The sequence below is a fragment of the Desulfovibrio sp. DV genome (genome assembly GCF_001936595.1).
GTDB lineage: Bacteria > Desulfobacterota > Desulfovibrionia > Desulfovibrionales > Desulfovibrionaceae > Solidesulfovibrio.
The window spans coordinates 13,181-26,253 of sequence record NZ_MLBG01000029.1; the positions used below are offsets into that span (position 1 = coordinate 13,181).

General features: G+C 62.0%; 14 protein-coding genes and 1 pseudogene. 10 read left to right on the top strand and 5 right to left on the bottom strand.

The window, feature by feature from the left end; all coding sequences use genetic code 11:
• The first annotated feature begins 17 nt into the window (after window positions 1–17).
• The 8 genes and pseudogenes from flhA (at window position 18) to DVDV_RS08930 (ending at window position 7,096) form a co-directional block, all read left to right on the top strand.
• Window positions 18–2,124, top strand: a pseudogene (flhA, locus tag DVDV_RS08895) (flagellar biosynthesis protein FlhA).
• Window positions 2,114–3,268 (top strand): flagellar biosynthesis protein FlhF, encoded by a 1,155-nt coding sequence (locus tag DVDV_RS08900; RefSeq protein ID WP_075354328.1) that lies wholly within the window; start codon window positions 2,114–2,116, stop codon window positions 3,266–3,268. Before flhA ends, DVDV_RS08900 begins: the two are co-directional and overlap by 11 nt.
• 3 nt (window positions 3,269–3,271) lie before the next feature.
• Window positions 3,272–4,141 (top strand): MinD/ParA family protein, encoded by an 870-nt coding sequence (locus DVDV_RS08905; RefSeq protein ID WP_075354329.1) that lies wholly within the window; start codon window positions 3,272–3,274, stop codon window positions 4,139–4,141.
• The gene (locus tag DVDV_RS08910; protein ID WP_075354330.1) at window positions 4,083–4,877 is read left to right on the top strand and encodes a FliA/WhiG family RNA polymerase sigma factor; all 795 of its coding nucleotides are present in this window, start codon (window positions 4,083–4,085) and stop codon (window positions 4,875–4,877) included. The genes DVDV_RS08905 and DVDV_RS08910 overlap by 59 nt, the downstream gene beginning before the upstream one ends.
• Window positions 4,878–4,983: 106 nt before the next feature.
• The gene (locus DVDV_RS08915; protein WP_075354331.1) at window positions 4,984–5,367 is read left to right on the top strand and encodes a chemotaxis response regulator CheY; all 384 of its coding nucleotides are present in this window, start codon (window positions 4,984–4,986) and stop codon (window positions 5,365–5,367) included.
• Window positions 5,368–5,522: 155 nt separating this feature from the next.
• Window positions 5,523–6,227 (top strand): flagellar basal body-associated protein FliL, encoded by a 705-nt coding sequence (gene fliL / locus DVDV_RS08920; RefSeq protein ID WP_075354332.1) that lies wholly within the window; start codon window positions 5,523–5,525, stop codon window positions 6,225–6,227.
• 1 nt (window position 6,228) lies between these two features.
• On the top strand, window positions 6,229–6,543 hold the full coding sequence (locus DVDV_RS08925) for a hypothetical protein (RefSeq protein WP_075354333.1): 315 nt from the start codon (window positions 6,229–6,231) through the stop codon (window positions 6,541–6,543).
• A 136-nt stretch (window positions 6,544–6,679) separates the two neighbouring features.
• Entirely contained in the window at window positions 6,680–7,096 is a 417-nt protein-coding gene (locus DVDV_RS08930; protein ID WP_075354334.1) for a hypothetical protein, read from the top strand.
• A 21-nt stretch (window positions 7,097–7,117) separates the two neighbouring features.
• Here DVDV_RS08930 and DVDV_RS08935 read toward each other — a convergent pair whose 3' ends face one another.
• The 4 genes from DVDV_RS08935 to DVDV_RS08950 all read right to left on the bottom strand — a co-directional run bounded on the left by DVDV_RS08935 (window position 7,118) and on the right by DVDV_RS08950 (window position 11,279).
• A complete protein-coding gene (locus tag DVDV_RS08935) occupies window positions 7,118–7,798 on the bottom strand; it encodes an outer membrane lipoprotein carrier protein LolA (protein WP_075354335.1) in 681 nt (226 codons plus the stop codon).
• An 87-nt stretch (window positions 7,799–7,885) separates the two neighbouring features.
• On the bottom strand, window positions 7,886–10,252 hold the full coding sequence (locus tag DVDV_RS08940) for a DNA translocase FtsK (protein WP_075354336.1): 2,367 nt from the start codon (window positions 10,250–10,252) through the stop codon (window positions 7,886–7,888).
• Window positions 10,239–10,796 (bottom strand): elongation factor P, encoded by a 558-nt coding sequence (gene efp / locus DVDV_RS08945; protein WP_075354337.1) that lies wholly within the window; start codon window positions 10,794–10,796, stop codon window positions 10,239–10,241. The genes DVDV_RS08940 and efp overlap by 14 nt, the downstream gene beginning before the upstream one ends.
• A 9-nt stretch (window positions 10,797–10,805) precedes the next feature.
• Window positions 10,806–11,279, bottom strand: coding sequence for a type II 3-dehydroquinate dehydratase (locus DVDV_RS08950; RefSeq protein WP_075354338.1), 474 nt, complete (start codon window positions 11,277–11,279; stop codon window positions 10,806–10,808).
• Between the two features lie 70 nt (window positions 11,280–11,349).
• On the opposite strand from DVDV_RS08950, the gene yihA reads away from it, so the two are divergent.
• A complete protein-coding gene (yihA, locus tag DVDV_RS08955) occupies window positions 11,350–12,015 on the top strand; it encodes a ribosome biogenesis GTP-binding protein YihA/YsxC (protein ID WP_075354339.1) in 666 nt (221 codons plus the stop codon).
• Here yihA and DVDV_RS23775 read toward each other — a convergent pair.
• Complete coding sequence (locus DVDV_RS23775) at window positions 12,012–12,134, bottom strand: hypothetical protein (protein WP_303046328.1); 123 nt, start codon at window positions 12,132–12,134, stop codon at window positions 12,012–12,014. The genes yihA and DVDV_RS23775 overlap by 4 nt on opposite strands.
• Window positions 12,135–12,244: 110 nt before the next feature.
• Between DVDV_RS23775 and DVDV_RS08960 the strand changes: the two genes are divergently transcribed.
• Window positions 12,245–13,042: an undecaprenyl-diphosphate phosphatase gene (locus tag DVDV_RS08960; RefSeq protein ID WP_075354340.1), complete on the top strand. Its 798-nt coding sequence runs from the start codon at window positions 12,245–12,247 to the stop codon at window positions 13,040–13,042.
• Window positions 13,043–13,073: the final 31 nt, after the last annotated feature.

Below are 13,073 nucleotides of genomic sequence, written 5' to 3' on the forward strand. Positions count from 1 at the left end.
AAAAGGGTGTCAAAATCATGGCGAAGACAGCCAACGAAACGGTCCAGTTCAACTACGAACGGTTCACCCGTCAGGGCGACCTCATGCTGGCCGCCGGTGTGGTGGTCATCCTGTTCGTCATGCTGGTCCCGGTGCCTTCGGCCTTTATCGACCTCATGCTCACCTTCTCCATCTCGATCAGTCTGGTGATCCTGGTGACGAGCATGTTCATGGGGTCGCCCCTGGAATTCTCCATCTATCCGACCTTGCTCCTGGTCACCACCCTGCTTCGCCTGTCCATGAACGTGGCTTCCACCCGTCTGATCCTGCTCCACGGCGACGAGGGCCCTTCGGCCGCGGGGCACGTCATTCAGGCCTTTGGCCAGTTCGTGGTCGGCGGCAACTACGTTGTCGGCTGCGTCATCTTTCTGGTGCTTTTCGTCATCAACAAAAAGGTCATCGTCGCCGGCACCACCCGTATCGCCGAAGTGGCCGCCCGCTTCACCCTGGACGCCATGCCGGGCAAGCAGATGGCCATTGAAGCCGACCTGAACGCCGGCCTCATAAACGAACAGCAGGCCACGAACCGGCGCAACATCATCCGTAAGGAAGCCGATTTTTACGGCGCCATGGACGGTGCCGGCAAGTTCGTCTCCGGAGACGTCACCGCCACCATCATCATCACCGCCATCAACATGTTCGGCGGGTTTTTCATCGGCGTGCTGCAAAAGGGCATGAACTGGAAGGACGCGGCCCAGACCTACACCCTTTTGACCATCGGTGACGGCCTCGTTTCCATCATTCCTTCCATCATCATTTCCACGTCGGCCGGCCTGATCGTGTCCCGGGCCGCAGCCGAGGCCAAGATGGGCGAGGAATTCCTGGCCCAGCTGACCTTCCATCCCAAGGCCCTTCGCCTCGTCTCCGCCATGCTGCTCCTGTTCGCCATCGTTCCCGGCCTGCCCACCATCCCCTTCCTGGTCATGTCGGCCCTGCTCTTCTTCGTGGCCAGACTCTCGGGGCAGCAGCAGGATATGCTCAAGACCAGCGCCGTCGAGCAGGAGAAAAAGCCGGCCCCGGAACTGGAAACCCCGGAAGAAGTCCAGGCCCTGCTGCCGCTGGACGCCCTGGAACTGGAAGTCGGGTACGGACTGATCCCGCTGGTGGACGAGGAGCAAAACGGCAATCTGCTCGCCCGCATCCGCTCCATCCGTCGCCAGTTCGCCCTGGACATGGGCGTGGTCATCCCCTCGCTGCATCTGCGCGACAATCTTCAGCTTCGCCCCGGACAGTACGTGGTCCTTATAAAGGGCAACGAAGTGGCCTCGGCCGAGATCCTCATCGACCACTATCTGGCCATGGACCCGGGCGACGCCAAGCACCGCATCCAGGGTGTGGAAACCCGCGAGCCGGCCTTCAATCTGCCGGCCCTGTGGGTGCCGGAACTGCAAAAGGACGAGGCCATGCTGGCCGGCTACACCGTGGTCGATCCGGCCACGGTCATCGCCACCCATCTGACCGAAGTCTTCAAGCGCCACCTGCACGAATTCCTCGGCCGCCAGGAAGTGCAGACCCTGCTCGAACATCTCTCCAAGCGCGCCCCCAAGGCCAGTGGAAGAGCTCGTGCCCGGGGCCATGAACCTCGGCGGCGTCCAGAAGGTGCTCCAGAACCTCGTGCGTGAAGGCGTGTCCATCCGCGACCTCCTGACCGTGGCCGAAACCATGGCCGACTACTCCTCCTCGGTCAAAGACCCGGACCAGTTGACGGAATACGTGCGCTCCCGCATGGGCCGCACCATTGTGAAGCCCTATCTGACCGGCGACGGAGCCCTGCCCATCCTGACCCTGGCCCCCAAGGTCGAAGGCGCCATCCAGGAAAGCGTACGCCAGACCGACCACGGGGCCTATCTGGCCATGGAACCCGGACTGGCCCAGCGCATCATCCAGTCCATTCAAAAGGCCATGGACAAGGCCATGCTCGGCGAAGGCCAGCCCGTGCTTTTGACCTCGCCGCTGGTGCGGCCCCATCTGGCCCAGCTCCTGTCCCGGTTCATCCCCAATTTGCCGGTGATTTCCCAGGCCGAGATTCCGGCCGAAATCAAACTGCAATCCCTTGCCAACATAGGACTGACCAATGCGGGTTAAGACCTTTCGCGGCGAGAACATGGCCGCCGCACTCTCGCAAATCCGCCAGGAACTCGGCAAGGAAGCCGTGATCCTCGGCAGCCAGACCGTTCGCGAGGACGGCCGCAGCCTGTGCGAGGTCATGGCCGCCCTGGAGCACCCCGGCCAGTCGCTGGTTGCCCCGGCCACTGCCGGCCCGGCCTGCCCGACCCGGCCGGGCAACGGCAACGGGAACGGCAAACCGGCCCCGGCCTCGGGACGCCCGCCCCAGCCGGGCAAGGCCGGACAGGCCGACTGGAACCGGGAATGGTGCGAGATCAAGGGCCATCTGCTGGCCCTCATGCGCCCGCGCATGGACCTGTCCGCCTTGAGTCCGCGCCAACGTCTGGCCCTGGAATACCTGGAACGCGAGGGCGTCAACGAAGCCTCGATCCTGGCCATTTACCGCTCCATCATCGAGCGCTGCGAGGAAGCCGTCATCCCGGCCCTGTCCCGGATCGTCGCCGTCAAACCCCTGACGCCCCAAGCCTGGCCGAACACGGCCCACATGTTTCTCGGCCCAAGCGGCGTGGGCAAGACCACCATTTTGCTGCGTCTGGCCCTGGAGGCCAGACGCCGTCTCCCGCAAAACCGGGTGGTGGTGGTCAATGCCGATACCGGCCGGGGCAAGGGACGCCTGCTCCTTCGCCACTACGCCGAACTATCCGGCCTGACTTATGCCGAGGTCGACAGCCCGGAAGATTTCGGCCGCATCCTGAACGGCGCAGCAGCCGGGGATGCGGTCTTCGTGGACACGCCAAGCCTGGCCCGCGAAGGGGCCTTGGCCGCCTGGCATAGCGAGATGGGACTGTCCGGCCGCGCCGGCCTGGCTGCCCATCTGGTCCTGTCGCCGCTTTTTTCCGACGCCCAGGCCGACCATTACCTGCGCGCCGGGCGCTGCGAGCACGTAAGCAGCCTCATCTGGACGAAGCTCGATGAAGCCTGTAACTATGGCAGCCTTGTCAACATGGCGCACGCCTCCTCCCTGCCTGTTTCGGCCCTGACCTTCGGCCCGGAACTCACCGGCAACATGGCGGCGGCCTCAGGCAAGGCGGTGTGGAAACTTCTTTTCAAACACCAGCTGCCCGGCGAATACCCGGATGCCGACGCCGCAGCCGAAGGATGACGCATGTCAAGCCGTCTCACCGATACGCCGCGCCCAAGCGCCGGACCCGGTCCGGAACTGCCCATGGTCCTGTCCGTGACCTCGGGCAAGGGGGGCGTGGGAAAGACCAACCTCTCGGTCAACCTCGCCTACTGCCTGTCGCGCATGGGCCGCAAGGTGGTGCTGCTCGATGCCGACCTTGGCCTGGCCAACGTGGACATCATGCTGGGGCTGGCCCCCACGATGAACCTGTTCCACCTCTTTCACGAAGGGGTGGAACTGCGCCATATCCTGCTCGAAACGCCCTTTGGCTTTTCCATTTTGCCGGCCTCCTCGGGCATAAGCGACATGCTGGCCCTGTCCACCGGGCAAAAGCTCGACCTGCTCGAGGCCATGGATTACCTTGAGGGCAAGATCAACTATTTGATAGTGGACACTGGCGCAGGAATTAATGATAATGTAATATATTTCAACTTGGCCGCCCGGGAGCGCCTGCTCGTCCTGACGACCGAGCCGACCTCGCTGACCGACGCCTACGCCCTGGTCAAGGTCATGCACTTAAACCATGACGTCCACCGCTTCCGGGTCGTGGTGAACATGGCCCAAAGCGCCAAGGCCGCCAAGGCGGTGTTTGAAAAACTCTATGCGGCCTGCGACCATTTTCTGTCGGGTATTTCCCTGGATTTCACGGGATATGTGCCGACCGACCCGGCCGTACGAAATGCGGTGATCCGGCAAAAACCGTTTTGCCATCTCACGCCTGATTCTCCGGCGGCCAAAAAACTTGTGGATCTGGCGCACGTGATCGACTCCTGGGAAGTGGATGCCAAGCTCGATGGAAACATCAAATTCTTCTGGAAAAAGCTCCTCTTCCAAGAACAGCCCCTGGCTTAATCTCGAGTCCGGGGCAATGTTGTGGAAAGATTTCGATGCGCGCGATCGCCAGGAGATCGTGCGCCATTACTCGCCCAAAATCAAAATCGTGGCCAGCCGGCTCAAGGCCAAGCTGCCGCCGTCGGTGGAGATGGGCGAGCTGTTAAGCGCCGGGGCCATGGGCCTGCTCGAGGCCCTGGGCCGGTTCAAGGCCGCCCTTGGCATCAAGTTCGAGACCTATGCCGAATCGCGGATCAAGGGCGCCATGCTCGACGATCTGCGGCGCATGGACTGGTTCTCCCGGGGCCAGCGCCAGCGGGTGCGCACGCTGGAGGAAGCCACCCGGCGCATTGAAAACGATTCCGGCGGTCCGCCGACACTGGGGCAGTTGGCCGAGGCCACCGGGCTCTCGGAACGCGAGGTCTCCATGGGCCTTGAGGCGCTCCAGAACCAGCTGTGCCTGAGCCTTGACGCGATCACTGAGAACATCTCCTCCTACCAACAGAACCAGCTGGACAACGAGCCGTATAAGTCTGCGGAATTCAAGGAGCTCGTCGACAAGCTGGCTTCCCTGATCGATGATTTGACTCCCAGGGAAAAGCTGGTATTGTCGCTCTATTACGGTGAGGAACTCAACATGCGCGAGACCTCCGAAGTCATGGGCATCACCGAAGGTCGCGTTTCGCAGCTGCACTCCCAGGCCCTGGCCCGACTGCGGCAGAAGTTCAAGTCTCAATACAATATCGAGCAGCACTGAGTACAACGCAGCAAACGCCAAGGCGGATGCATCACCCGGCCTGATCATCGGCCCTCTGGGATGCTCCAAGGCGACTTGAGAAGTAGCACTATTAAGGAGACGAGCCATGGCCTACAATAAGGAAATGCGCATTCTTGTCGTTGACGACTTCTCCACCATGCGCAGAATCATCAAAAATATCCTTCGCCAATTGGGTTTCAACAACATCATTGAGGCCGACGACGGCAGCACTGCCTGGGAAACCCTCAATAAAGACAAAATTGACTTCATCATCTCCGACTGGAATATGCCCAAAATGCCGGGCATCGAACTGCTTCGCAAAGTCCGCACCAGCGAGGAATTCGCCAATCTGCCCTTCCTCATGGTCACGGCTGAAGCCCAGCAGGAAAATATCATCGAAGCCGTTCAGGCCAAGGTCTCCAACTACATCGTCAAGCCCTTCACCGCTGAAACGCTTGGCCAGAAAATCGACAAGATTTTCGATAAGTAATCCGCCCGAAAGGGCCGGCAGGCCGGGGGTAATGCCCGGCTGCCGGCCCGAAGCATCAGGATTTTCCGCGCCACGACGCACCGCAGCCCCCCTGGCGGACGGTCACTTCCCCGAATGTTGCGGCCGGTGCGCCGCCCTGCCAACGAGGCCCGAGCATGGTTGACGAAAGCAGCCTCGATGCCCCGGTCAAGGCCAAGCTTGACGACTCGGAACTCTCCGACGATCTGCCCAAGGCGTTGCAAAAGGTCGATCTCGATCTTGACGACGCACCCTTTCTCGAAGACGAACCCGAAGAAGCCCCCCCTGCCCCGGAAACGCCCACCACAGGCGAAGAGCAGGCTGCGGTCGATGCGGCCGCCAAACCCTCCCGCAAAAAAAAGTTCCTCATCCTGGGCCTGGCCGTGCTGCTGCTTTTGGGCGGGGGCGCTGCCGCCTACTTCCTCTTTTTGAAAAAGCCCGCCGCTCCGCCGCCACCAGTGGAAACGCCGCATGAGGAGCCGGCCCCGCCGCCAGTCATGCCGCCGCCGCCGCCACCCGAGCCGCCCGCGCCCAAGCCGGAAATCGTCCTGACCATGGACCCTTTTCTCATCGAACTGACGGACCCCAAGGGACGGAGCCGGTTTCTGACCATCCGCTTCTCGGCGGCCACCACCGAGCACAGCGCCGAGTTGGAATTCAAGCGCAATACTATTGTCGTGCGCGATGCGGTGTATTATTATCTCAAAAACAAGAGCCTGGAATTTCTGACGGACAAGGGCAATGCGGATGCACTGAAAAAGGACGTCCTCTCGGTTATCAACCAGTTCATCGGGAGCCAACCCTTGGATAACCTGATTATCGAGGATTACCTGGTGAAATAAGATGCCAATCGACCTGACCACCGTGTTCCAGGCCGTGCCCTACGTCCAAAACGTGGCCCACGCCGAGTTGGTCAATCCCCAAGCCCAGTTGATGGCCTCCCAGACCCTGGCCCAGCAGGCTCTGGCCGAGCAGAACAAACAGACCCAGCGCATCGAGCAGCAGGAGGCCACGGATGCCGTGCGCGACGAGGAAAAAAGGGACCGCTCCGGCCAACGCCGTTCCCGGCGCGAGAAGCGCGCGGCAGCCGAGGCGGAAGAAACCCAGGCCAGCAACTCCACGCCCTTTGCCGGCCACATCATTAACATGAAGATCTGACCCCGGTGCGCTGCCCTTTTTCCCCTCTTCCCTGCCCCGGGTGCCAAGCAGGACACCCGGGAACTTCCCTGTGCCACCCCTTCGTCGTTTGCCGCACCGCGCCAATCCTCAACGCCTTGCCATTGGACCGCACCCCATGAACGGCTATTCCACGCTTATCATCTTTTTAACCGTCAGCGAGTTGGCCTTGCTGCTCCTGGTGGTCCTTTTTTTCTCGCGGCTGCGCCGTTCCGAAGAGCTTTTGTCCAAGCTCCAAAAAAACCAGGACGCGTTGCTGAAAAAGCTCGATTTCAATGCCAGGCTCGAGCAGGAACTGGTCGGCAGTTTCCAGCGCCGGCAGACCGAACTGGCCATCCTGGATCAGAAGCTTGAAGAGCGCAGCACCCAGCTGGAGAAGCTGGTGCGCAAGGCCGAAGAAATCAGCCGTTCGCCGGAATTTCTGCGCCAGATCATCGTAAACGGCACCCGCCGCGGCCAGTCGCCCCAGACCCTGGCCAAGGCCACCGGACTGTCGCTCGATGAAGTGCAGCTTATTTTGGCGCAAAAGGGGTGAGCCCCAGGCCCACCCCCGCTTCTACTGTTTGAGCTCGCGCCCCTTGACCGGGGCGTTGTCGTGGACCTTGGCGTCCTTGGGCGGGGTGAAGGCGAACAGGGTGTCGGCCAGCTTGGGATTGGTGACCACGCCTTTAAGCGTCAGGTCGTTGGTGTTGGCGTAAAAGTCCTGGATGTAGATGCGGGCAATCATGTCCGTGGCCAGATCGATCCAGACCTTGGCCATGACCAGTCCCGGCTCGGGATCCCGGGGGGCGAGCTGGAGCACCGCCTGTCCCGGTCCGGCCTCGCCGTCCTTACCGGCAACCACCAGGAAATCTTCCGTCAGATTGGCCTTGCCGGTCAGAAACCGCAGCATCGTCTTGGAGTTGATGATCTCCTCCACGGAATAGCGGTAGGCTTCCTTGTCTTCCTCGAAATAGTCCCACACCGCGTCCTTGCCGACGATGAGCAGTTCCTTCTCGGGCTTGACCGTTTCCCAGCGCACCAGCGTCGGCTTTTTAAAGACAAACGAGCCGGAGCGCTGCTCCACATCGCCGCTGGCCGCATTGCGGATGGCCTGGGTGAACTCGGCGGAAAAGGCGCTGATCGAGGCGTATTTCTTCTGGATGCGCCCGGCCAGCTCGGCCGGATCGGCAGCCAACGCCGGAACGGCCAGGGCCAGGGCAAACAGTACGAGCAAGGCAACAACACGACATTTCATGGGATTTCTCGCTTTGCGGCAGCATTCTTGCCGCCAAAGGCCAGGCAGGAGGCGGCGGCCGGCCGATTGGCCGGACGACCGCCCGCCTTATTCTTTGTTTCTGATGACCGAACGCGGCTTACTGCCTTCCTGGGGACCAAGCAGGCCGTCGCGTTCCATTTGTTCAATGAACCGGGCCGCCCGGTTAAAACCGATGCGGAAACGGCGCTGGATCAGGGAAATCGAGGCCTTGCCCTGCTCCATGACAAAATCCACGGCCTGGGGATAGACCGCGTCGGAGGCGGTGTCGTCGGCCTCGCCCACAAAGTCGCTGCCGCCGCCCTCGCCGCCCTTCTGCCATTCGCTAAAATCGAGCTTGTAGCTCGGCGCAGCCCGGCTCTTCCAGAATTCCACAACCGCGGCCGTTTCCTCGTCTGAAACAAAGGCCCCGTGCATGCGCACGGTCTTGCCGCCGCTTGGCTTATAGAGCATGTCGCCGCGCCCGAGCAGGTATTCCGCACCGACCGCGTCGAGGATGGTGCGCGAATCGTGCTTGCTCGTCACCTGGAAGGAGATGCGGGTGGGGAAGTTGGCCTTAATCAGTCCGGTGACAACGTCGACACTGGGCCGCTGGGTGGCCAGGATCAGATGGATGCCGCCGGCCCGGGCCAGCTGGGCCAGGCGCACAATGCTCACTTCCACTTCCTTGGCCGCGGTCATCATGAGGTCGGCCAACTCGTCGATGACGATGACCAGGTAGGGCAGGGGCTCCAGTTCGGCCAGCTCGGGGTCGCGGTTATCGCCAAGCTTTTCAAGCTTCTCGTTGTAGCCGGCGATGTTTCGCACCCCTAAAAGAGCCATGGCCTCGTAGCGGCGGTCCATCTCGGCCACGGCCCAATCCAGGGCGGACTTGGCCATGGCGGTCTCGGTCACCACCGGATGCACCAAATGGGGCAGGTCGTTGTAGACCGATAGCTCGATGCGCTTGGGGTCGACGAGCAGGAGTTTCACCTGATCGGGGGTGGCCTTGTAGAGGATCGAGAGCAGGATGCCGTTGATGCACACGCTCTTGCCGCTGCCGGTGGCGCCGGCCACGAGCAGGTGGGGCATCCGGGCCAGATCGGCCACGTGGGGCCGGCCCTGGATGTCCTTGCCGATGGCCAGGGTCAGGTGGGAGGATGAAGAGCGAAAAACCTCGGCGTCGAGAATCTCGCGAAAATAGACAGTCTGGCGCTTGGCATTGGGGATCTCGACGCCGACCGTATCCTTGCCCGGGATGGGGTCGATACGAACAGCGAGCGCCTTCATGGACAGGGCCAGATCCACGGACAGGCCGACGATACGGCTGATCTTCACACCCGGCGCGGGCTTGACCTCGAACATGGTGACCACCGGTCCGGGCACCACCCGCATGACCTCGCCCTGGATGCCGAAGTCGTTTAGACAGGTGATGAGGCTCTCGGCCTGGATGCGGCAGATTTCCGGATCGGCCGGAAGCAGTTCCGCCGCCGGCGGCACGGAGAGCAGATCCAGCGGCGGCAGGGTCATATCGCCGGACGCGGCAGCGGCCCGGCCGGCTTTGATCGCCTGCTTGGCGGTCATGACGGGCGCAGGCGCGGGCGTGGGGACAAGGACCGGCTCGTCGTTCTCTTTGCCCTTGGCTCCAGGCTTTATCACTGCCTTGGGGCCGTTTACCTGCTCCACCACGGCATCGAGGAAGCGGTCCACCGCTTCCGACGGCCCGGCATCGGCCTCGACGGCATCCGGACCGGCCGCAGGCGCGGCCGGCTCGGGCTTTTTAAGGCGCGGGGCACGGGCCGGTTTCGGGGCGGCCGCGACGGCGCCGCCGTCGGTCTCCCGGGCCGCAGCCCGGTTTGCGCGCCAGGCGCGTATCGTGTCGCCCGCCCGCCAGAACTGTTCGTTGACCACCCCGGCCAGCGGCCGCCAGAAATTGTCCAGGGTCAGGCCAAAGGTGAGTTGGACCGCGGCAATGAAGCCGAACAGAAGCAGAGAGGCGGCTCCGAAAATGCTCAGGTAGCGGTTGAGGAATTCAAACAGGAAGTGCCCGGTCTGCCCGCCGCCGCGCACCTGCCCGATGGTCAGCTCACCCCAGGGGGAGCCCAGGAAGACGAGCAGCACCGCAGCAAAAAGGACCACCCCGGCCGTGCGACGCACCGGCAAAACCAGGCGCGGGGCCAGAAAACGCAGCCCGCGCCAGGCAATGAGCCCAGGCACGAGATAGCCCCATACGCCCAGCAGTTCAGCGAGAAGCCCGCCCCAATACGCCCCGACCAGCCCGGCTTTGTTGGCCACGGCGTGTCGGGCCGAAACGGCCTGATTGAAGCCCGGATCGGCCGCGCTGTAGGTGTACAGGGCGACGCAGGTGAAGGCAGCCAGGAACAGCGCCCCCAGCCCGACCAGTTCCCTGGTCAGGCGGAAGCTGCCGTCCCCGACAGGTGCGCTATTCCCGGCCAATGTAGTCGCCCGAGCGGGTATCTACTTTGATCTTGTCGCCGATATTGACAAACAGGGGCACGTTGACGGTGATGCCGGATTCGAGCACCGCCTGCTTGCTGGCACCGCTGACCGTGTCGCCCTTGACTCCGGGCTCGGTCTCGGTGACTTCGAGCACCACCGAGGCCGGCAGGTCGATGTCCAGGGGCTGGCCCTTGTAAAGCAGCATCTTAAGCTCCATGCCGTCCTTGAGATAGCCGCCCTTCTCGCCAATCTGGGCCACGCTGGCGTGCATCTGCTCGTAACTCTCCATGTCCATGAAGACGAACTCTTCGGCCTCGCGGTACAGGTACTGCATGTCTTTGGATTCCAGATCGGGCTTGACCATCTTTTCGCCGGAACGGAAGGTGTTTTCCACCACCCGGCCATTGATCATGTTCTTAAGCTTGGTCCGAATGAACGCGCCGCCCTTGCCGGGCTTGACGTGGAGAAACTCCACGATTTCATAAGGCACACCATCCATTTCGATCTTGAGGCCGCGACGGAAGTCGGTCGTGGAAAGCATTGTATCTCCTTAGATGTAATTGGGATTTTCAGTGATTTGCTGCCACAGGGCCATGACGGCCAGGGCATAGCTGGTGACGCCGAAACCGGCAATGCAGCCGATGCAGTTCTTGCCGATAAGACTTTTATGGCGCAGCGGCTCGTCGGTGCGGGCAAAAATATTGGATATATGCACCTCGACGCAGGGAATGCCGATCCAGGCCAGGCAGTCGGCCAGGGCCAGGCTCGTATGGGTGTAGGCTCCGGCATTGAGCACAATGCCGTCAAGGCCGTCCTTCCAGGCCTGCTCCAGCCGGTCGATGCATTGCCCCTCGCTATTGGCCTGATGAAACTGCAGTTCCAGACGCTCGGCCTGGGGGCCAAGCATGTCGACCACCATCTCGGGCAGGTCCTCGATGGTGCGGCTGCCGTATATTTCAGGCTGGCGCACCCCGATGAAACCGAGGTTGGGGCCGTTTAAGACAAGCATTCTGACCTTGCGCATGGGGTCTTCCTTTTCTTTGCCGCCAAGACACGGCCTTGACGGATAGCTTCCCGCCGGTCACAACCCCGGCATGGACGACCAAGCACGAAAACAGACGGACCTCGGATTGACCTTGCTCAGTACGGCCTATCTGGCCAACCAACTGCCAACCCTCGACGCGCCCCAAATTGCCTTGGCCGGGCGTTCCAACGTCGGCAAATCGACCCTGGTCAACTGCCTCGCCGGGCGCAAGGCCCTGGCCAAGACCAGCGCCACCCCGGGCAAAACCAGAAGCCTCAACTTCTATATGGCCGAGAAGCATGGCTTTTGCCTGGTTGATCTGCCCGGCTACGGCTATGCCCGCTGCTCCAAGGATGAGCGCGACAAGTGGGCCAAACTCATCGAATCCTACATCAAAACGACCAAGAGCCTCTTGGCCGTGACCGCCCTTATCGACTGCCGGCTGACTCCCCAGCGCCTGGATATGGAACTGGTGGACTGGCTGCGATCCCGGCGTATCCCGGTGCTCATCGTCCTGACCAAGGCCGAAAAAGTGGCCCAGCGCGACCGGGAGGCCCGGAAAAAAGAGTGGCGGGAGCTTGCGCAACCCGCCTTCCCGCCCATTGTTTTTTCCGGCAAGACCGGGCTTGGCCGGGAGGCGCTGTGCCGGGTCCTGATCGAAACCGCGCTTAGCCCCGAGGCATCCTCACGTTCTTTGAAAAAAATTGGCGAGAAACTCGGTGTCACGGGGGCTTAGATTGAACTGCATGGCAGCTTTGTCGATAAGTTCGGGAAATGGCTTGCCCGTATCGCCCCCTCGTCGATCCATTTGACGGCGCGTCTGGTCAGTTCGCCTTGCGGCATGATCGTGGCCATAAAGCCTCCTTGCTCGGCCTCAAGGCATACACGAGGCCGGGCCGGGTTGCAACTTGCCCGGCCATTGGGTAGACCCGCCTCGAAATCCCGCCGCAGGAGACCGCTTTCCCATGACTGAATCCCTCGCCGCCGTCGTCCTTGGCCTCGTGGAAGGTGTGACCGAATTCCTTCCCGTCTCCTCCACAGGCCATCTCATTTTGGTCGGCCATCTCATCGGTTTTACTGGTGAAAAAGCCGACAGCTTCGACATCATCATCCAGCTCGGTGCCATCCTGGCCGTGGTGTGTCTGTATTGGCAACGCTTCTGGTGGCTTGTCTCGCCAAAGCCCCTGCACGCCTTTTCCGGGCTGCGCGGCCTGTGGATGCTGTTTCTGACCTCGCTCCCGGCCGGCATCGTCGGCCTGCTCGCCCGAAAGACCATCAAGGCCCATTTGTTTGGCCCGACCAGCGTGGCCCTGGCCCTGGCCGTCGGTGCCCTCATGATCTTCTGGGTGGAACGGCGCAAGGTGCGCGACCGCTTCTACACCCTGGACGAAATGACGCCCGGGCTGGCCCTTGGCATCGGCTGCTTCCAGTGCCTGTCGCTGTGGCCCGGCTTTTCGCGCTCGGCAGCCACGATCATGGGCGGCATGCTCCTTGGGGCCAAACGGGGGCTGGCGGCGGAATATTCGTTCATTGCCGCGGTCCCGCTCATGTTTGCAGCCACACTGTACGATTTTTACAAGAGCGCTGATCTGTTTTCAGCCGACGACCTGGGCGTGTTGGCCATCGGATTCGTCGTGTCCTTTGTGGCGGCCCTGGCTGCGGTCAAAGGCTTCATCGTGCTGGTCAAACGGGTGTCGCTGCGGCCCTTTGCCTGGTACCGGCTGGTCCTGGCCGGGGCAGTGTTTCTTTTCTGGCCGAAATAGCTGGTCAAAAAAAATGCTTGCCAAGCCCGGA

Coding starts and splice junctions, on each gene's coding strand:
- fliL (WP_075354332.1), top strand. CDS start 5,523: ATGGTTGACGAAAGCAGCCTCGATGCCCCGGTCAAGGCCAAGCTTGAC.
- DVDV_RS08935 (WP_075354335.1), bottom strand. CDS start 7,798: ATGAAATGTCGTGTTGTTGCCTTGCTCGTACTGTTTGCCCTGGCCCTG.
- DVDV_RS08925 (WP_075354333.1), top strand. CDS start 6,229: ATGCCAATCGACCTGACCACCGTGTTCCAGGCCGTGCCCTACGTCCAA.
- DVDV_RS23775 (WP_303046328.1), bottom strand. CDS start 12,134: ATGGCCACGATCATGCCGCAAGGCGAACTGACCAGACGCGCCGTCAAA.
- DVDV_RS08960 (WP_075354340.1), top strand. CDS start 12,245: ATGACTGAATCCCTCGCCGCCGTCGTCCTTGGCCTCGTGGAAGGTGTG.
- DVDV_RS08905 (WP_075354329.1), top strand. CDS start 3,272: ATGTCAAGCCGTCTCACCGATACGCCGCGCCCAAGCGCCGGACCCGGT.
- DVDV_RS08900 (WP_075354328.1), top strand. CDS start 2,114: ATGCGGGTTAAGACCTTTCGCGGCGAGAACATGGCCGCCGCACTCTCG.
- DVDV_RS08930 (WP_075354334.1), top strand. CDS start 6,680: ATGAACGGCTATTCCACGCTTATCATCTTTTTAACCGTCAGCGAGTTG.
- DVDV_RS08950 (WP_075354338.1), bottom strand. CDS start 11,279: ATGCGCAAGGTCAGAATGCTTGTCTTAAACGGCCCCAACCTCGGTTTC.
- yihA (WP_075354339.1), top strand. CDS start 11,350: ATGGACGACCAAGCACGAAAACAGACGGACCTCGGATTGACCTTGCTC.
- efp (WP_075354337.1), bottom strand. CDS start 10,796: ATGCTTTCCACGACCGACTTCCGTCGCGGCCTCAAGATCGAAATGGAT.
- DVDV_RS08915 (WP_075354331.1), top strand. CDS start 4,984: ATGGCCTACAATAAGGAAATGCGCATTCTTGTCGTTGACGACTTCTCC.
- DVDV_RS08910 (WP_075354330.1), top strand. CDS start 4,083: ATGGAAACATCAAATTCTTCTGGAAAAAGCTCCTCTTCCAAGAACAGC.